We start from the raw sequence: 18,812 nt of genomic DNA, 5'->3' as shown, positions 1-18,812 counted from the left end.
AGATTTCTACGGGATTGACGGGGCTCGAACCCGCAACTTCCGCCGTGACAGGGCGGTGCTCTAACCAATTGAACTACAATCCCATTTTTGCGACAATTCTGATTGTAACTTCATCATCAGGGTTATGTCAAGCACCTCCAGGAAAATTTTTTTGAGGGAGAGGGAATTATGAATTATGAATGATGAATTATGAAGTGGGGAGAGGAGGAATTATGAATTGGGGAGTGGGGGGAGACCACTGCGAGCCGTTGCGGGGGGAGAGGGGAGTGGGGAGAATAAATAAAAATAATCTCCTGCCTCCTGCCGACCGCCTGATCTCAACAAGCAATTTAAATTACGAACAGCTTATCAATACTGAATTAAAGCCAAAAAATCCCCAATTAGGGACCGAACCCTCTTTACAATGGGATTGTAATTAAGCTTGTTGGGAGCCTGAGCTATGACTAACCCGAATTCGATCGAACAGCTATCGCAGGAATTACTCGATCTAGACCAAGTAGATGCCGATACTGGAGCAGATTTGCGACAAAAAGCCCAAGAAATCCTCGCTGAAACCAGTATTGACCTGCCGATTCGAGAAGCGATCGCCGATAGTCTCAGTCAAGGCAATCAACTACTTACCCTCAAAACCGTCGGCAAGGAAGAAAGTTACTAGCACATTTGGGGTCAAAAGTCAAGATGAAAGAAAAAAAATTTTTTATCTGGCTGGGGCGATTTTTGGCCTCTTTTGGACTTTTATCGGGAATAAGTGGCTGTAATTCCCCTCTTTTGATTACTCCTCAAGTTCCCGTCGGTGGTTTAAATAGTTTTGCCCCCGATCAATTTCCCAGTTATAGTGCTGATGGTCGCTATTTAGCCTTCGCTTCCGATCGCTCAGGTCGTCGTAGTATATATTTATTCGATCTGCAAGAAAAGCGCCTAGTTAATCTTCCTAACCTAAATCGTGGCGATTCTAGCCAAGATCAGCCATCTCTGAATGCTGACGGTCGTTTAATTGCCTATATCTCCAGCGAACGCGGTAAAAGTGATGTCATGGTGTATGATCGTTCCCAGTCCCGTGCAACCCTATTAACCGCTAACCTGCGGGGAAGCGTGCGTAATCCCACCATTAGCGGTGATGGTCGCCAAATTGCCTTTGAAACCAACCAAGACGGTCAATGGAATATTGCCATCGTTAACGGCCAATTTTAAACTTGTTCTACTCGGTCTTAATCGTTAAAACCTGCGGAGGAGTGGCATCTGGTGGATATAAAAAATTTACCTGTACTACACGCCAATCCCCCGGAGGAATAGTCAGAGTCACTAAAGATTCTCCCTCTTGTCCGCGTCTTTGGACGAGATGGAAAAATCTGCTTTCTGCCCGTCCTTGGTCATCGCTATAATTGACGGCTACTGTTCCCCGAAAAAACACTTGTGGGGCAGCCGGATCGAGAAAACGCAAACCCTGACCGATAACATTCTCTTTAATCGGTGTTTCTAGCGCAATAGTCACCGTTTTCGCCTCATCACTTCGATTAAATAGAGGTAAACTTAACCTATATTCCACACCGTAATTACCATGAGCTTGATAGGCCGTATCGGGATAGCGAACTAACATACTAGCACTTTGATTTTGTTCCGTTCCCAGTTTGCCTCCGGGTAGGGTACTAATCCCATAGGCTATAGATTGACCAGAATCAGGAATATTTAACCATAAAGAAGCTCGATCGACCAATCGGGCGGGCCAGGCTGAACCTTGGGACACCCCCGCTACCCGTCCATAAATTATCTGTCCTTGACTATTGGGAGGAGTGGGCGCTCGATCGCGCGGAGTCGATAAATCGCCTTTTTCCAGCAGATTTTCCCATTCTGTCAGATTTGGGGGTCTTTCTTGCCCATTTTCGTCTAGGGCTGCATAAAGAGCTAAACTAGCAGCGTAGAGAAGACCGTCACTTTCCAGACGGAGATAAGTGGATCTACCGTTTAAGGGTGGAGTCAAATCGCGCACGGGAATCGCCGCATTTAAGACCATAAAACTCTCCCCAGGGGGAATAATAATCCTATCGGGAAAAATATCCTGACGCTGCCCCATTAAAATATCCCCCATTACCCGACTTCCTGGACCGGCAAAAACCGTCCCCTGATTATTTTCCACTTGTGCAGGTAAATCGATAAAAGCTGCATCCGGTTGACTCAAATAACTAGCCCCTTGCAGAATTTTAACGGTGACTGGATTAGAACTAGGATTGTGGAGTAATATCCCCAAATAAAGGCTGCGTAAATTATCGGGGAAATTCCCCCTAGCTACATGGTGGGCAAAAATATCAAAGCGTCCCTGAAAAGCATAATTTAAATGGGCCGAGGGAAAACTTTTCTCTTGGGGGGGAAAAGTGGAAAGTAAAATCCCTTCTCCTAGCAATAATTCGGGACTATTGCTATTAAAAACGGGAACTTGATCTAGTTGATTCGGTAAAGGACGCACCTGGGCCGGTCGAATTATTTCTACACTAGGGGGAGTTTGGGCAATGGGTAGCAAAACAGGCAAGATCACGCAAATTACCATCTCAAGATCATTAATTTTTGATCATAGCATTCCTCAGCTACGATAGGAGGAAGGCAGTCATTGGTGTCAACTTCAGCAAGAAGCTTAATTATCAAGAGTAGCTGATCATCCCAGAGAAAGGAAATAAAAAACGGTAAAACCAGACGGAGAAGTCGGAGGTGAGTCAGTGAAAATGCGCTCTAAGCAACGACCGAGAAAAGAGGAGAATCCCGACTTACGCCTTCAATATCAGTGATCAGCCTTGGCAATTCCTCAAATGGTAGAAAATTAATTCAATACTTAACACATACTTGATTTACTCCCTTAAAATATCTCCGGGGAAATCATGAGAAATTAATGAGAGATAGGATTTTAAGTTTACTGGTAATGGTAGCTCAGGATCGAAGCTTACTGCTATACTTACTTACGGACAAAGATAATAAACAAAATTTATGGGCGACTTTTTTGATAACGTGAGCCGTTACCCCCGCTATCTGATTAGCTTTAGTTTAGGGATTTTCTTCGCCTTTTTCGGCTGGTTAGCCCCTTTATTAAAAAATCCCCTCACAGCGATCGCACTTGTGGGTTTTCTGGGGGGAACTTTCGCCTTTCTTTATTTCACCCTCAAAGCCATGCTCGGATTAGCTTGATACAATGGTAGGGGTTTCGCTGTTTTTAGGGGACAAAAATTATGGCTAACGACCGTCGAGTATCTCGCGTGTCCTCGCTAATTAAGCGCGAGGTCAGCCAAATGTTATTAATGGAAATTAAAGATGATCGCGTCGGTGCCGGTATGGTGAGCGTTACCGATGTGGATCTCTCCCACGACCTACAACACGCTAGGATTTTCGTGTCTATCTACGGCAACCAAGATGCAAAGGCCGAAACTATGGCCGGTTTAAAAGCTGCCGCGGGATTCGTCCGGCGTGAACTAGGCCAACGTATCCGTCTGAGACGTACCCCCGAAGTGGTCTTTCTAGAAGATTCTTCCCTCGAACGCGGCGATCGAATGTTACACCTTCTTGATCATATTAAAAGCGATCGACCCCCAGAAGATGACGATTCCGATATCAGTGACCAGTGAACAGTGATCAGTAGAGGATAACTAAATTTAGGCAAAACTGGCAACTTAAAACTTAAACCTGATAAATTTCCAGAAACTAAAACCTAATTGGTTAGGCTAAAATCTCTGATGTGCTTAGTTTCTAACTTTCTTTTTAGCTAGGAGAATTGCCAGATTCTGCCTTTTGCCTCTTGTCTGTTGCCTCTTGCCTTCAGAAACTGATAACTGATAACTGATAACTGATAACTGATAACTGATAACTGATAACTGAATAGTGAGCGATCGCATTTTATCCCTAAAAGAACGTATTGGTCAGATGATAGTAGTCCGCGCTTCCGGCTATCTCTTTGACCAACAAATCCGCTATCCTGCTTGGGAACCCGTCAACGCCACCCTGAAACATTGGTTAGAAACCCTCCACCTCGGTGGGGTGATTCTCTTAGGAGGCAGCGCCGCCGAAATCGCTTTCCGCAGCCAACAATTACAAAGTTGGTCCGGCGATAATCCTCTCCTCATCGCCGCCGATATCGAGGAGGGAGTCGGCCAAAGGTTTTCCGGCGCTACTTGGTTTCCCCCCCCGATGGCTTTAGGAAAAATAGCCGAAAAAAGCTTGACAAAAGCCACAGAATATGCTAGAGAAATGGGAGCAATTACCGCTAAGGAAGCACTAGCGATCGGGATTAACTGGATTTTAGCCCCAATTGTCGATGTGAACAATAATCCCGACAATCCCGTTATTAATATTCGTTCCTTCGCTGAAACTCCCGAAATCGTCGCTAATCTGGCTCAAGCTTTTATTTTAGGGGCGAATTCCTATCCAGTTTTGACCACGGCCAAACATTTTCCCGGCCACGGTGACACCAGCAATGACTCCCATCTCGATCTTCCCATCATCAACCACGATCATCATCGCCTAGAAGCGATCGAATTGCCGCCCTTTCAAGCAGCGATCGAGTCGGGGGTTGATAGTATTATGTCAGGCCATCTGTTAATTCCCGCTTGGGATGCCGAATTTCCCGCCACTCTTTCCTCGAAAATTCTCGGGGAAAAACTGCGCCAAAATCTCGGTTTTCAGGGTTTAATCGTCACCGATGCCCTGATTATGGGAGGAGTAACCAAAATTGCCAGCGCTGCCGCCCTAGCAGTGAGGGCGGTACAGGCGGGGGCCGATATACTGTTAATGCCTCCCGATCCGATCGAAGCGATCGAAGCGGTGTATAGTGCCGTGCAAGCGGGTACAATTAGCGAAGCGAGAATTAATGATTCTTGGCAGCGTATTCAACGAGCAAAAGAGAAATTAGGGCAAAGACAGCCATTCTTAGAATCCTTAAGCAGTTTAGCGGCACCGCAAGCTCTAGAGATTGTCAGGGATATTTTAAAAGATTCCCAAACAGTTAGCGGTAATTTACCGATTAAAGCCACTCAAGGCCGCAATTTAATCATTATCGATGATTTACTCAACTGTGACTTTCTCGATCGCTCTTGTCCGGCGGTGACAATTCCCCGACAATGGGGTTATCAAACCCAAATAATCGACCGTAGTACCTTTAATCAGTCCCTCGTCTCCCCAGAAACGACTCTCCTACAAGTATTTATCCGTGGTAATCCTTTTCGGGGTAGTGCCGGATTAAGCGACGAAACGAAAGCTATCTATCAAGCTTTGCTGAAAACTGGACAAATTCAAGCATTGATTATTTATGGTAGTCCCTACGTTTTCCAGTGGTTTCGTCAACAAAGCGGAGAAATTCCCTATCTTTTCAGCTACGGACAACAACCAAGCGCCCAAAAAATTGCCCTAGAAACTATTTTTGAGGGGCCCACTAGCGGCGAAAATCAGACCGATACTTTCGTTTAAGGGCAAAAATTGCCTAGTAACCATTGGGCAATGCGATCGGAGGCACCGGCCGCTCCCATTCTCTGACGACCATTAAAGGCGATTTCTTGCCACTTTGGGGGATTTTGTAATAAATATTCTAACTTGTCTGCCACTGACTCGGCACTATCGCCCAAGAGAATTGAACAGCCTAATAAACGCTGTTGCAGTGTGGCAAAATGAGCAGTAAACTGTGGTCCAGATCCCGCAATTGTGATCGCCGGTTTACCCAAACCGACGAACTGTTCCGTGGCAGTTCCCGCCATGGCGATCGCTAAATGGCAACGGCCTAAATATTCGGCGTAGTCCCTTTGAGAAATAGTTATAAATACCTCTTGACAAATAAACTTATTTGTGCTATGTTCTCCCCAACCCTGGGAAGTTAAAGCAGCCGTAAAAGATTCTGGGGGGAGAGAAGGAGCGATCGCCGCCAAAAATTCCAGCTTGTAATCGGGAAAACGGCCGATAATGGCCGCCACAGCTGCGAGAATTTGCTGCCAATTGTGGAGAGATTCGGGAAAGCGCGAACCGGGTAGTAGCAGAATAGTTAGGCAATCTTGGGGAAAATCGCCCGTTATTGCGGGTAAAAGGTCATCCATCATCGGATTACCCCCATCGACAACGGCAATTGACCACTGTTGTAAAATTTTGCTAGTTAAACTATCCCGGGGAAAAACCCCCCGACAGCGAGGATGAGCCATTAACCAGCGTTCCCAGGGATAATAGTAGGAACCCCAGAGGCGATCGATCATCGAGCTACTATCTAACCATCCCTGCTCATCCCGGAGATAGTATTCCGATTTAGCCGTTCCCACAAAAGCATAATCTGTCCCACTCAACCAAGCAAGGGCAAGGGGTAAGATATCTCCCACCGCGACAATTTTTCCTCCTTCTTGGCCCCAATTTCTGACCAGACGGTATTGACGGGAGGTTAATCCTAATAATCCCTCCCGCAGATCTCGCCATAATTGTTTCGCATCCCCAGTGATAAAACCCCCAGAGGGCATTTTTTGACCTCGATCGAGAAGGGGAATCCCCAGACGAGTATAAGCATAACCGTTACCCACTAGGGGTAAAGCAGTAATATCCGGACAGTGGGGAGATGATTGCAGTCTTTTGATAATCCGGATCGCGATCTCATCTTCACCGTGGCCATTACTCAAAAATAATAATTTCACTGTTTTTCTTAACTTCTAGCTTAAAGTCCTAAACTTCGGTTGTTTTATTACCTTCGACCCTAGACAATGCTGATGGTTAGGGAACCATCAATTTTATAAAAGCAGTTAACCAACTCCCATTTAGTCTAATCTACCAGAAGGTTTCGCCGATCGCTTATCTCTGTCTTGATAACGACCATTTGACCAAAGGTAAGACTAAGAGATAAGTACCTAAGCAAAATTAATTACACATATCTAACCCCGCTCTTGCCTATTGCCTTTTGCCTCTTGCCTATCTTCACTAGGAAATTAATTTTGCACGACTACTTAAGAGATTAGTTTAACTGCTTTTATTTTTCTCGATCAAAAGACCAAATTTTGCCCCCCAGAGCCAAGGATGTCAGAAAGCTGCTCTGATCGCTATATTAAAATCAGTGGTTAATTGGCATCCTAGCGGGAAAAAATGATTATCGACTTGCCTGATCGAGAAGCTACTGTCAATTTAGGGGAAAAACTGGGGCAAACCTTGGCCCCCGGCAGTGTAATTTTATTAAAAGGTGATTTGGGAGCGGGAAAAACCACCTTAGTACAGGGAATTGGCCTAGGATTGGGCATTCAAGAGCCTATAGCTAGTCCTACCTTCACCCTCGTTAACGAATATAGCGAAGGCCGCCTTCCTTTGTATCATTTGGATTTGTATCGTTTGCAGGGTCAAGATATCGAGGCCCTGTACCTAGAAAATTATTGGCAGGGAATCGAGGTGGATTTAGGGATAGTGGCGATCGAATGGTCAGAACGTTTAACTTTTTTGCCGGAAAATTATCTAGAGATTACTTTACTCGATCGAGGCGCTCAGGGACGAGGAGCGCTCCTCAATTTTGTCGGTGGGGAGGAAAAAAATAGCGACCCCACAGGAATCGCCATCAGCACTTGACTCTTTAAGCAATCAAACTTTAGCGGTAACTCTGGGCATCTAAGATAGATGTTGGGTTCGATCCCCCCTTAATCCCCCCTTGATAAGGGGGGAACTGATAGTTTTTAACATCTAAGTAGGTGGGTGGAATTAAATATAAAATGAACGTAGGTTGGGTTGAAGCATGAAACCCAACGCCCGCATGGGTTACGCTACCGCTAACCCATCCTACAAATAATTGTGCCTACCTACTTAACTACTTATAAGATGTAAAAAAATAACTGTTTTTTTACCTTTAATTTGCCGTTCTCACAGGGAAACTATCAGCTTTTCAGGGATATAATACTAAAAAAATCGGCAATTTTTGCTAATTTCACACTATCTTTAGATTTATCTGCTATCTTGATGTCTGATCGGTTTTGGCAGTGGTTGACCCTTTCCTCTCCTAGGGAATCGTGAAAATACAAAAGAGGCGATCGAGTGCTAATTAGGGCTTGCTGAATAATGGTAAAACCCTTGTGGGTTAAGACTTTTAGAGTTTTTGTAAATCAAAAAGTACCAGATATGGGAGTGATCGGGGGGAAAATTCAGGGACTTTTTCCCTGAAAATTAGGTAATTGACCCCTTCAAAATCGGTAAAACCCTACACCCCACACCCTGCCCCCCCGATGTCGGGGGGGTTGGGGGGCCACACCCTGCCCCCAAGAAAAACTTTTTCAGCAAACCCTAATTATGAGATGAGCGATGCAGGAAGAAAAAGCGATATTTAATATCAACAATACTTTTTATCGACCAGAGAGTAAAATCGTCCGAGATTTAGGAGTTTTAGGGGCGGCAATTGCCCAAAAAGAGCGGGGCAGTTTGCGCGTTTTAGAAGTAATGAGCGGCTCTGGTGTGCGAGCGCTCAGGTATTGGTTAGAAAGTGGTGCGGATTGGCTGTGGGTTAATGATGGTAATCCAGAAATTAAGCCAACTTTAGACGCTAACTTAGAGAGTTTATTACAACAGAAAAAAGGGAAGATAACCTATAAATCTGCTCAAGAAGTTCTCCTAGAATGTTATCTTGAAAAAGACCATTATGATCTAGTTGATATTGATGCTTTTGGTTCCCCTGCATCTCTGTTTAGTGCTATTCCTTTAGCCACTAAAATCGGGGGTTTAATTTATCTGACTAATACCGATGGACGGACGTTGACGGGTCATAATCTAGAAAATAGTTTAGCTGATTATGGAGCATCTGCTCGCAATCATCCGGCTGCCCACGAACAGGGATTAAGATTAATTATCGCCGGTTTGCAATTAGAATCGGCCCGGTTAGGTTTAGGAATTACGCCGATTTTTTCCTTCTTTTTTGGTCAAAGTTATCGGGTGATGGTGCGGTTAACGGCTAATAGACAATTAAATAGTCATAACTACGGTTTTCTCGGTTATTGTCATAGCTGCGGGGAATATCAATCAGTGCCTTGGCCAAAGTTAGGCAAAATAGTTTGTTCTGGGGACGGGCAACCTTTAACCTTAACTGGACCTTTGTGGTTAGGCAGTTTACATGATCGCTTTTATCTAGAAAAAATGGCAGATTTAGCCGATCAATGGCAGTGGAAAAAGGTAGTTAAATTGTTAGAAATAATGAGGGAAGAAAACGATTTTCCTCCCTATTTTTATAGCTTTGGGGAAATTGGTAGAAGGGGCAAATTAGATCTACCCAAAAGGGAAGATTTAATTGCAGCTCTCCTAGAACAAGGTTATCGAGCCGCTGCCACCCATATTAACCCGCAAGCGGTGAAAACTAACGCTTCTTTAGCCCAATGTATCGCACTACTCAAGGACTAATTAGTTAATACCAATAACTAGAACTTTGTTGGGGTTCAGGGGCAAAAGCTAACCAGTAGGGGAATTGTAAAAGAGCGAAATTCAGCCGTTCTTCGGTATCATCGATAATAATGAGCGGTGAATACTTATCGTCGATTAAACGTTCCGCTTTTTGAATTAAAGCTTCGGGAGACTCAAAGAGAACGATGCCGCGGTCTGGTCCAAAATCGGCGCGGGAAATGCCGAGACAATCTTGGAGACCGCGCCGCCATTCGCCTAAACGTTCGGGACTATTAGCCAGAACGAGAGAACGGAAGCGATCGCCTTGTAATTCCGCCATAATCGAGATAATTGCCGAAGCCACCAGAATATTCTGGAGACGGCTGCCCATACCGCGAACCGTACCCCGCCCCCCCTGTTTAAAGAACCACTGTTGCACCCGTTCGGCGTGAATTGGTTCAAAAGTGCGCCGTAATTGCCAAGGCGGTCCGTAATAGTCAGGACGACTGCGATAACGGTCTAAAAGAGTTTGTATGCGCTGATTTTGGTCAGAAAAGCCCTGTCTAGGGGTGGATTGTCCCACCGGTTCCGATTCATAACCCGAACGGTTAGAACGACGGGGTTCTTGCCAATTATCCTGGCCCTGGTTACTGGTACGGGGGGGACGGGGACTTTCTCCGCGTCCATCCCGGCCTTGACTGCCACGGGATGGGCGCGGGTTTTCCTCCCGTTCGGTCCGCAGGGGAGGTTCCACAGGTCGGGGGGATTTTTCGGGGGTCTCAAAACGGGGTAATTCCAACTGTTCGGCAGCCGCGGCCAAATCCTGTAAACTGCCCACCAGATAGTCTTTAAATCCCTGAACCCGCACGGCTAGATCCTGGGAGACTCCGGCGAAATTACTCCGCATTTCCTGCCGAATCCGCTCACGACGGCGTTCTAACTGTTCGATCGCTAATTCTAAAGCCTGTTTGCGTTGTTCTAGGTCTTTTACGCCTTCCTTGAGCATTCTTTCGATTTGAGCTTTGATATCCCCTAGTTCCTCGGCGATCAAGCGTTCTTTTTCCGCTTTTAACGCCGAGATTTCTGCCGCTAGGCTCTGTTTTTGCCGTTCTAGAGCCTCGATTTCCCCCCGCAGGGGTTGCGCCTGCGCTGTGGGAACTAATTCGCCTTCGGGGGCGGTTTCCGATGGCAGGGAATTCTCTACCGGGCGATCGTTCCAGAGATCGTCAAAACTAAATTCTTCGACAGATTCATTGGGTAAGTCTGTCATTTTGTCAAGGGGTAAAACATTAAAATCTTCTGAATTCATCGGCTTTAGAAATGCAGAGCGAACAGAGGGCCAAGGCAGGCAATTAAGACGCTATTAGCCAGATTTTATTTTATCTCAATCTTAGTTCGCTTCTGAGTCGATCGCTTGCGGTGCTGCTAAAGGATAGTATTTTTCGAGGCACAGTCTCAGGGTTGCGCTGTCAAAGATAATGGGCAAAAAATGAATGCTGTTAATTTCTTTGAAATAAAATAGGATCGGGACTTTATTCCAGAAAATCCGCCAATTTTGCCATTCTTGGTAGGGAAAGGAGCGAATTTGTTGCCCGGACAGATAGACATCTAAGGAAGTGGGGGTAAACTGGAGGCGAATGCGGGTAGTCTGGAACATCAAGAATAGGCCTAACAGGGAGAAAATTATGCCGAGCCAGACCTGTAAAAAGAGTAAAGGCAGCGATAAAATTACCAAAAATAGGGGAATTCGATAGTTAGGAGCCAGTTCGATCGTTCCTGTTACTTCTTGCGGGGAAATAGTTGTCATTGGTGTCCCTATCGGCAGTCAGCCAAAATATCTTCGCTTCTAGTTTGTCGCATTGTTTTTCGAGAAGCGATCGAGATAATCGAGACTCGATCGGGGATGATCTGGTAGTGTCATGGCATTGTAGAAAGAGACCTTACCCCCGTATGCACGCCGGAGATTAAAATCAGTTAAGACCTTGGAGCGTTGATCGGCGAGGATCAATTCTTTATTTAAGAGGATTAAATCAGCAAAATGGGTGATAGATTCGCCTAAATCATGGTTAACCACCATGACAATTTTATTTTCTTGCGCTAACTCACCAAAGATATTAAAAAGAATCCCCTCGGTTTTTTGATCTACCCCAACGAAAGGTTCATCAAAACAGAAAATCTCCGCTTCTTGGGCCAAAGATCTGGCTAAAAAGACTCTTTGCTGTTGTCCTCCCGACAACTGACCGAGGGGACGATGGCGTAAATCAGCCATTTCCACCCGTTCTAGGGCATTTAAAGCCTGTTGACGACTAATATGGGAAAAAGGGCGAAACCAACCCGTTTTCCTGACTCTCCCCATCATTACCACATCCCAAGCGGTGACGGGATAGGTCCAGTCGATTTGAGATCTTTGGGGAACATAAGCGACTTTATCCAGTTGTTGCTGTAGAGATTGCCCTTGATAGTTAACGCTTCCCTGTTGTACGGGAATTAATCCTAGCATGGCTTTGATCAGGGTACTTTTGCCCGCGCCGTTGGGACCGATAATACCGGTTAATCGTCCTGGATAAATTTTCAGGGTGATATCCCGTAGGGCCTCCACGCCGCGATAATATACTCCTAGATGACTAACCGTAATTGTCCTTTGCATAGTTGTTACCCCGAGTCTCCATTTCTAGCATAACTAAAAATGAGACAATTATGAAGCAACCATGAAAAGATTATGAAAGATAGGCGGGGTGAGATTAATCGCCACTTAGTAAAGCTTCCACGAATTCGTAACTGGAAAAAGGCCGCAGATCCTCGATTCCTTCCCCAGCACCCACAAAGCGAATCGGTAGGTTAAGCTGACGCGCTACGGCAAGGGCGACACCCCCTTTAGCTGTACCATCGATTTTAGTCAGGATCACGCCGCTTAATTGGGCAGCTTCCGAGAAAACCTCGGCCTGTCGCAGCCCGTTTTGTCCTAAAGTGGCATCGAGAACTAGAAGGGATTCCACCACGGCACTCTCGGCTTTTTTGTCGATAATACGGCGAATTTTGCTTAATTCTGCCATTAAGTTCTTTTTATTCTGCAATCTTCCCGCCGTATCCACTAAGAGTAATTCTACCTCCCTGGATTTAGCGGCTTCGATGCCATCGTACACCACGGCGGCCGGGTCGGTATTTTTGCCCGGGTTGGCAATGACTTCCACTTGCGATCGCTCTCCCCAAACTTTCACCTGTTCCACGGCAGCAGCGCGAAAGGTGTCGGCAGCGGCGATCATACAGCTATAGCCAGATTGTTTAGATAAATGAGCTAATTTGCCGATAGTCGTCGTTTTACCGACTCCGTTAACTCCTGTGAGCATCCAGATATTTAATTTGCCTTTTTCTGGCTCAAAACCGGGGTTGCTATAATTGGCTAAAGGTGCATCTAAAATCTCGCGGATAATTTCTTTGAGATATTCGATCGCTTTTTCGGGGGGCAAAGCTTCCTGTTTTAGCTTATTTTGGAGGGTAGTGATAATATAATCGGTGGCATCTACCCCCACATCGGCCTGAAGCAATAAAGCTTCGATTTCCTCCACTGCATCTTGATTGAGGGGACCCTGACCGACCACGGCCTTAAGCTGATTGACCAAGCTGCGGCGCGTTTTGCCTAAACCCTGACGCAATTTTTTTAACCAGGTGATTTCTTCTTCGGAAACGTCCTCTGCTTGTCGTCCCTGATTGGCTAAAACTTTGGCCGACCAGATAAAATCCTCATCCGGTTCTGTGGGGGTTTCGATGGCGGTTTCTTTGAGAATTTCGAGGCGATCGGATTTTTTCAGCCATGCGGGGGTATTATCCTCGGTTTCTTCTTGTTTAACTGGTTCTTCCTCTTGCGGAGGTTCTGTTTCAGCAATAGATGTTTCAGGGGTTTCGCTGACGACGGCCTCGGCCGTGGCTTTTTTCTCTTGAATATTTTTAAAGGCTTTTTTGGCCCAATCTAAATACTCTTCCTGACTGGTTGTCTCGCTAGTCGTCGGGGTTGCCTCGCTGGGGGTTTCCTCTACGGGTGCGGGGGGTGCTTGTTCTTGTTCGGTTTGGACTTTCTGACGACGGAACCAGTTAAACATAGGAAAAACTAAACATAAAACTATTTATCTAGTTTATCTTAACTCTTGAAGTGAGCAATTTTGATACTTAGATTTTTAATTGTGGATTTCTCCGCATTTTTTGCTGGAGATTAAGGAAAAAATGATAACCTTGCTCAAGGATAACTTTATCTCTTTTTAGGGAAATGCTGTATCTTAGAAAATAGAATAGGAAGGAGAGTCAAAAATGTTAAGCACTACCGAAACTAAATATTATACTCCCGAAGAATATCTCGCCCTAGAGGAAACGTCCGAAGATAAAAATGAATATCGTCAAGGAGAAATTATCCCAATGGTAGGAGCCACCACTAATCACAATCAGATTTGTCTAAATTTTTGCCGTAATTTTCCCTTAAATATCAATAATCAAGATTATTATACCTACATGGAAACGGTGCGTTTATGGCTATCAGATTATAGCATTTACACCTATCCTGATGTGATGGTGATTAAAGGTCAACCTCTCTATCAAGGGAATAGTCAATCTAACGTGATCAATCCTTTAATTATTGTCGAAGTTCTCTCTAATTCTACCCAAGCTTATGACCGAGGGGATAAGTTTAAATTCTATCGTTCTCTGCCAACTTTTCAGGAATATATTCTGATCGAACAATCTAGTTATAGTGTGGAACGTTACTATAAACAAAAGGATGAGCAATGGTTAATTGATTTCGTCACGGGGGAAAATGCGGTTTTACAATTGCTGTCGGTGGATTGGCAGATTTCTTTTCAAGATTTATATCAAAGAGTAAATTTCGACCTAGCAGAAACCTAAAATTAAAAGAAAGGTGAAAAAGAGTCGCTATCAAGAAACTCATTATCTCAAAATAGCTAATCTTTTTTGGTATAATAGACGGACTACTATATGTTAAATCTATGGACGCTCTAGATTTTTCCGATCAACTACAATGGACTGCAGAAGCAAAAGCAAAACTGAAAAATATTCCCTACTTTGTTCGTTCCCAAGCGCGTAAGCGGATTACTGAGATATTTAAGATACACTTTTCCGAGCCACTCAATTGATAACCTTGCTCAAGGATAACTTTGTCTCTTTTTAGAGAAATGCTGTATCTTAGAAAATAGAATAGGAAGGAGAGTCAAAAATGTTAAGCACTACCGAAACTAAATATTATACTCCCGAAGAATATCTAGATCTAGAGGAAACGTCCGAAGATAAAAATGAATATCGTCAAGGAGAAATTATCCCAATGGTAGGAGCCACCACTAATCACAATCAGATTGCCGGAAACTTCTATCGAAGATTTCCTCTGACTATCAATAATCAAGATTATTATACCTACATGGAAACGGTGCGTTTATGGCTATCAGATTATAGCATTTACACCTATCCTGATGTGATGGTGATTAAAGGTCAACCTCTCTATCAAGGGAATAGTCAATCTAACGTGATCAATCCTTTAATTATTGTCGAAGTTCTCTCTAATTCTACCCAAGCTTATGACCGAGGGGATAAGTTTAAATTCTATCGTTCTCTGCCAACTTTTCAAGAATATATTCTGATCGAACAATCTAGTTATAGTGTGGAACGTTACTATAAACAAAAGGATGAGCAATGGTTAATTGATTTCGTCACGGGGGAAAATGCGGTTTTACAATTGCTGTCGGTGGATTGGCAGATTTCTTTTCAAGATTTATATCAAAGAGTAAATTTCGACCTAGCAGAAACCTAAAATTAAAAGAAAGGTCAAAAAGAGTCGCTATCAAGAAACTCATTATCTCAAAATAGCTAATCTTTTTTGGTATAATAGACGGACTACTATATGTTAAATCTATGGAAGCTCTAGATTTTTCCGATCAACTACAATGGACTGCAGAAGCAAAAGCAAAACTAAAAAATATTCCCTATTTTGTTCGTTCCCAAGCGCGTCAAAGGATAGAAGAATTAGCTCGTCATGCTGGTTCCGATCAAGTTACCGTGGAAATGGTGGAACAGGCTAGAGTAGAATTCGGACAGTAGATTTTTAGCCGCCAATTTGGGACATAGTACGGGTATAAATGCCGCTTGATGTGCCAGAATCACGCAGTTTAAAGTTGATTTCTGCCTTCAGTTCTATTAATTCCCGCACTCTTTCCCTGATTTCTGCTGGCGAAATTCCTTGACGGAGGGCAGTTTTTAGGTCAATTTGTCCGGTTTCGTTGAGGAGACAGGGACGCAACCAACCATCGGCCGAGAGACGTAGGCGGTTACAGCGATCGCAAAAACACTCCGACATCTGACTGATAAAGCCAATTGTACCCTTAGCCCCCGGAATTTGAAAAACATCGGCAGGACCATTTCCCCGCACTTGACCCTCATTTAAGCCCCATTTTGCCCGAATTCGCCCCCTTAATTCCTCGTTGGCAATCCAAGCTTTTTCTTGAAATAAATCACCGTTACCGATAGGCATAAACTCGATAAAACGGACGTGCCAACGCTTCTCGATGGTCAAAGCCGCTAAATCTTCCACTTCTGCCTCATTTATCCCCGGAATCACCACCACATTTAATTTTAAGGGGTCAAAACCCACTCTCTGGGCCGCTTGAATACCTGCCCAAGTTTTTTGCCAACGACTCCGGCCGCGATTACCGATAATTTTATCGAAAGTGTCGGGGTCGAGAGAGTCTAAACTGATATTAATCCGTCTTAGTCCGGCTTCATACAACATTTCGGCTAAATTGTCAAGTAAATAGCCATTAGTAGTCAAGGCTAAATCGCTAGTAGCAGATAAAGAGGCGATATCGCGCACAATCTCCACTACTTCAGGATGTAAGAGAGGTTCCCCACCAGTAAGGCGAAATTTGCGGAAACCGAGGGGAATAAAGACATTTTTGACTAAAGTAAGAATTTCCTCCCGGGTGAGTAATTCTTGCGGTCGAACATAGGCCAATTCTGCATCTTCAGGCAGACAATACTGACAGCGAAAGTTACAGCGATCGATTAAACTAATCCTGAGATAGTCGATTTGGTTCCTGTTCACGGGGAAATACTGTTATAAAACTTCATGAATTTATCATAACAATTCTGGCTCGATCGATATCTAGACATCGGGCTAAGTTTCCAGAAAACCACGGCTACATCTAGATTTTAGTCTATGATGACAATAGATTTGGTCAATGGCAAGGGCAAATAACGATTGGGAAATTTGACAATTTTTCTTGATTGTACTTAACTAAAAAGGTCGGCTAACAAAAGTTGGCAGCATGGCTCTCAATTTGGTCGAAATATCTATATTACATTTGGGCGCACGCGATCATTGGTGTTAACTTAAGGAAATAGTCCCAGTTCTTCGGTTTGTGTTATGCAATGGACGGGGTTATAAGAGATGAAACCATTATAAAAAAACACATTCGACGATTTTTGTCAATTGTTTTCTTCCAGAACGAACTAATCAATTAAGTCTTTTGCCAGATAAGAATTTAGTCGATTTATGCCACCTGATCAAACTATACCAATTAACGAAAAACTTATTAATTATACCATTTTTTACTTCCTTCCTCTTGGATAATCAGCTACTTTTTATAATTAAGCTTCTTGCTTAAGTTGACACCAATGACCGCGTGCGCCCAACCCCCACCAAAAAACCCCAAAAAACCCCAATCCCGTGATTAACCCGATTATTGCCGGTGGGCGAACGCAGTTCGATAAACTCACTGACCACAGTTCGCCCCTACAAAATCGACCCGACTAAGGGCGGGAAAGAAAAGAAAAAAGAAAAAATAGGGAATGAGGGTAAAAGGGGAAAAAGGAAAAAGGGTTAGAGAGTTCTCCCGAATACGCAGACTACCCGAAAACCGTAATTGTTGATGCGGTTGACGCGGCGGAAGTAGTAGTCGTAGCGAATCGCGGAACGGCAGTAAGTAGGATTGTAGCCCCAGGAACCGCCACGCAGAGGAGAACGATTATCATTACCATTTTCTATCCAGACACTGCCATCCGTCGGCGCACCGTCATAGTTATCGTGCCAAGTATCGGCGCACCACTCCCGGACATTGCCGTGCATATCGTACAGTCCAAAGGCGTTTGGGGGAAATTGTCCCACGCGAGTTGTTTCGTTTCGATATTCTCCGTTCGGTTCATCGGCGTAGGTATTACTGGCATTGTAGTTAGCCAATTCCCCCGTAATGGTTTCCCCAAAGTAAAACGGGGTGGTGGTTCCAGCACGACAAGCGTATTCCCATTCCGCTTCACTCGGTAGTCGGTATTCCCGAACCGTTAGTTTTGATAATCTCGCACAGAACTCGACGGCATCGTACCAGTTGACTTGTTCTACGGGTCTATCCCAGTGCGTGGGCGATCCCCCCCTAGCCCCCCCTTCAAAAGGGGGGGAATCGGAAGCCCCCCTTTTTAAGGGGGGTTTGGGGGGATCTTTAAAATAGGCTGGCTTGAAATCAAGGTCTTGTTTAACTTTTAAATCCGTGCGAGAGGCGATCGCTTTCCACTGGGCCTGGGTGATGGGGTATTTACCCATAAAGAAGGGTGGGACAGTTACTTCATGTTGTGGTCTTTCCCTTCTAAATCCTTCCCAATTAAATTTTTTAACCAGTCTTTCGATTTCCTCATCTTCTGTTCCCATCAGGAAAGTTCCCCCCGGAATGGCGACCATTTCTAAGGTGATGCCTTTGCCCAGATCTTCCCTGAAATATTGGGACTGTTTCGACTCTTTTCTAATTTGCTCACCCTTCGCATTTACTCCCACCACCTCAAAGTTAAATACTGATAACAGTTGTTTTGGCTCTTCCGGTTCAAGCTTGAACTGATAGCCAATTGCTCTTTCTAGTTGCTCAAATCCGTCTTCTTCCCAATAATCAAGCCGGTGAATATCGCGCAGCTTCAAGCCAAGTTCTGACATTCGCAGATCAGGAATTTCGCATTCTTCTAACCTCATGGGAATAACAAAAATTGTCCCCGGTAGCATCTGTGCCAAGGTATCAAGTGCAATCCTCAACTCCCGTTGGATGTATCCCTGTTTATTAGCCGATTTCGCTGACAGACAGGCCAGAAAAATCTGACTAGCTTTAATCGCTTTCGGAATTTCATCTCGCCAAATTTGCCCCGGAATCAGGTCTTTTTTATCCAACCAAGGTTTATATCCCGCTTGCTTAAGGCGGTCATACAGTGCCAAAACTGCTGGTTTGTCCTCACTGGCATGGGCCAAGAAAATTTGGATCTCTGACTTTTTCATAACTTTTTCTTATGACCACAAGTAGGGGAGAGCCAGATTAACTGGCATAAAATCTCTAAATAAACCATTTAATTGATTATTACTCATTCTTAATTCTCCTGCCTACTGTCTCCTGTCTCCTGTCTCGGAGTCTCCTATCTCCTGTCTCCTCACCAACCACGACAATTTGGGATTTTTA

The 18,812-nt window shown here is 44.5% G+C and carries 20 protein-coding genes and 1 tRNA gene; 11 read left to right on the top strand and 10 right to left on the bottom strand.

From position 1 onward, the window contains the following. Positions 1-9: 9 nt before the first annotated feature. Positions 10-83 (bottom strand) — tRNA-Asp (locus B5D77_RS05630). A 356-nt stretch (positions 84-439) separates the two neighbouring features. On the opposite strand from B5D77_RS05630, the gene B5D77_RS05620 reads away from it, so the two are divergent. After that, positions 440-655 carry a hypothetical protein gene (locus B5D77_RS05620; RefSeq protein ID WP_002737387.1) on the top strand — a complete coding sequence of 72 codons (216 nt, stop codon included), beginning with the start codon at positions 440-442 and terminating at the stop codon, positions 653-655. Positions 656-678: 23 nt separating this feature from the next. Then, entirely contained in the window at positions 679-1,191 is a 513-nt protein-coding gene (locus B5D77_RS05615; protein ID WP_008205217.1) for a TolB family protein, read from the top strand. Between the two features lie 7 nt (positions 1,192-1,198). Here the strand turns inward: B5D77_RS05615 and B5D77_RS05610 are convergent, their stop codons facing one another. After that, entirely contained in the window at positions 1,199-2,542 is a 1,344-nt protein-coding gene (locus B5D77_RS05610) for a DUF3370 domain-containing protein (protein ID WP_008205215.1), read from the bottom strand. 431 nt (positions 2,543-2,973) lie between these two features. Between B5D77_RS05610 and B5D77_RS05605 the strand changes: the two genes are divergently transcribed. Both B5D77_RS05605 and rbfA read left to right on the top strand, forming a co-directional pair. Beyond that, on the top strand, positions 2,974-3,171 hold the full coding sequence (locus tag B5D77_RS05605; protein WP_002737592.1) for a DUF751 family protein: 198 nt from the start codon (positions 2,974-2,976) through the stop codon (positions 3,169-3,171). Positions 3,172-3,212: 41 nt separating this feature from the next. Continuing rightward, positions 3,213-3,605: a 30S ribosome-binding factor RbfA gene (gene rbfA, locus B5D77_RS05600; RefSeq protein ID WP_106908443.1), complete on the top strand. Its 393-nt coding sequence runs from the start codon at positions 3,213-3,215 to the stop codon at positions 3,603-3,605. A gap of 114 nt (positions 3,606-3,719) precedes the next feature. Here the strand turns inward: rbfA and B5D77_RS26160 are convergent, their stop codons facing one another. After that, complete coding sequence (locus B5D77_RS26160; RefSeq protein ID WP_172969731.1) at positions 3,720-3,872, bottom strand: hypothetical protein; 153 nt, start codon at positions 3,870-3,872, stop codon at positions 3,720-3,722. On the opposite strand from B5D77_RS26160, the gene B5D77_RS05595 reads away from it, so the two are divergent. Next, positions 3,859-5,439 carry a glycoside hydrolase family 3 N-terminal domain-containing protein gene (locus B5D77_RS05595; RefSeq protein WP_008205212.1) on the top strand — a complete coding sequence of 527 codons (1,581 nt, stop codon included), beginning with the start codon at positions 3,859-3,861 and terminating at the stop codon, positions 5,437-5,439. The genes B5D77_RS26160 and B5D77_RS05595 overlap by 14 nt on opposite strands. On the opposite strand, the gene B5D77_RS05590 is transcribed toward B5D77_RS05595, so the two are convergent. Next, complete coding sequence (locus B5D77_RS05590) at positions 5,436-6,635, bottom strand: lipid-A-disaccharide synthase-related protein (protein WP_106908442.1); 1,200 nt, start codon at positions 6,633-6,635, stop codon at positions 5,436-5,438. The genes B5D77_RS05595 and B5D77_RS05590 overlap by 4 nt on opposite strands. A 442-nt stretch (positions 6,636-7,077) precedes the next feature. Here B5D77_RS05590 and tsaE point away from each other — a divergent pair, with 442 nt between their 5' ends. Both tsaE and B5D77_RS05580 read left to right on the top strand, forming a co-directional pair. Next, positions 7,078-7,548 carry a tRNA (adenosine(37)-N6)-threonylcarbamoyltransferase complex ATPase subunit type 1 TsaE gene (gene tsaE / locus B5D77_RS05585; RefSeq protein WP_106908441.1) on the top strand — a complete coding sequence of 157 codons (471 nt, stop codon included), beginning with the start codon at positions 7,078-7,080 and terminating at the stop codon, positions 7,546-7,548. Positions 7,549-8,271: 723 nt separating this feature from the next. Further along, the gene (locus tag B5D77_RS05580; RefSeq protein ID WP_106908440.1) at positions 8,272-9,357 is read left to right on the top strand and encodes a tRNA (guanine-N1)-methyltransferase; all 1,086 of its coding nucleotides are present in this window, start codon (positions 8,272-8,274) and stop codon (positions 9,355-9,357) included. 4 nt (positions 9,358-9,361) lie between these two features. On the opposite strand, the gene B5D77_RS05575 is transcribed toward B5D77_RS05580, so the two are convergent. The 4 genes from B5D77_RS05575 to ftsY all read right to left on the bottom strand — a co-directional run bounded on the left by B5D77_RS05575 (position 9,362) and on the right by ftsY (position 13,433). Further along, the gene (locus tag B5D77_RS05575; protein ID WP_106908439.1) at positions 9,362-10,645 is read right to left on the bottom strand and encodes a DUF3086 domain-containing protein; all 1,284 of its coding nucleotides are present in this window, start codon (positions 10,643-10,645) and stop codon (positions 9,362-9,364) included. A gap of 81 nt (positions 10,646-10,726) precedes the next feature. After that, positions 10,727-11,143, bottom strand: a complete 417-nt coding sequence (locus tag B5D77_RS05570; RefSeq protein ID WP_002735466.1) for a DUF3119 family protein — start codon at positions 11,141-11,143, stop codon at positions 10,727-10,729. 39 nt (positions 11,144-11,182) lie between these two features. Further along, on the bottom strand, positions 11,183-11,983 hold the full coding sequence (locus B5D77_RS05565; RefSeq protein WP_106908438.1) for a metal ABC transporter ATP-binding protein: 801 nt from the start codon (positions 11,981-11,983) through the stop codon (positions 11,183-11,185). A gap of 94 nt (positions 11,984-12,077) precedes the next feature. Beyond that, entirely contained in the window at positions 12,078-13,433 is a 1,356-nt protein-coding gene (ftsY, locus tag B5D77_RS05560; RefSeq protein WP_106908437.1) for a signal recognition particle-docking protein FtsY, read from the bottom strand. A 205-nt stretch (positions 13,434-13,638) separates the two neighbouring features. Here ftsY and B5D77_RS05555 point away from each other — a divergent pair, with 205 nt between their 5' ends. The 4 genes from B5D77_RS05555 to B5D77_RS05540 all read left to right on the top strand — a co-directional run bounded on the left by B5D77_RS05555 (position 13,639) and on the right by B5D77_RS05540 (position 15,429). Continuing rightward, complete coding sequence (locus B5D77_RS05555; protein WP_106908436.1) at positions 13,639-14,226, top strand: Uma2 family endonuclease; 588 nt, start codon at positions 13,639-13,641, stop codon at positions 14,224-14,226. Positions 14,227-14,327: 101 nt separating this feature from the next. Further along, the gene (locus B5D77_RS05550; protein ID WP_106908435.1) at positions 14,328-14,474 is read left to right on the top strand and encodes a PCP reductase family protein; all 147 of its coding nucleotides are present in this window, start codon (positions 14,328-14,330) and stop codon (positions 14,472-14,474) included. An 80-nt stretch (positions 14,475-14,554) separates the two neighbouring features. Continuing rightward, on the top strand, positions 14,555-15,142 hold the full coding sequence (locus B5D77_RS05545; RefSeq protein ID WP_106908434.1) for a Uma2 family endonuclease: 588 nt from the start codon (positions 14,555-14,557) through the stop codon (positions 15,140-15,142). 101 nt (positions 15,143-15,243) lie between these two features. After that, complete coding sequence (locus B5D77_RS05540) at positions 15,244-15,429, top strand: PCP reductase family protein (protein WP_106908433.1); 186 nt, start codon at positions 15,244-15,246, stop codon at positions 15,427-15,429. Between the two features lie 4 nt (positions 15,430-15,433). Here B5D77_RS05540 and moaA read toward each other — a convergent pair whose 3' ends face one another. Together moaA and B5D77_RS05525 are read right to left on the bottom strand one after the other, a co-directional pair. Next, positions 15,434-16,429: a GTP 3',8-cyclase MoaA gene (gene moaA / locus B5D77_RS05535; RefSeq protein WP_008205102.1), complete on the bottom strand. Its 996-nt coding sequence runs from the start codon at positions 16,427-16,429 to the stop codon at positions 15,434-15,436. 777 nt (positions 16,430-17,206) lie between these two features. Continuing rightward, entirely contained in the window at positions 17,207-18,634 is a 1,428-nt protein-coding gene (locus B5D77_RS05525; RefSeq protein WP_106908432.1) for an SUMF1/EgtB/PvdO family nonheme iron enzyme, read from the bottom strand. Positions 18,635-18,812 lie beyond the last annotated feature (178 nt).

This window comes from Microcystis sp. MC19 (assembly GCF_003019735.1).
Lineage (GTDB): Bacteria > Cyanobacteriota > Cyanobacteriia > Cyanobacteriales > Microcystaceae > Microcystis.
Note: the sequence above shows the minus strand (reverse complement) of the source record. Positions and strands in the feature narration are given on the sequence as shown.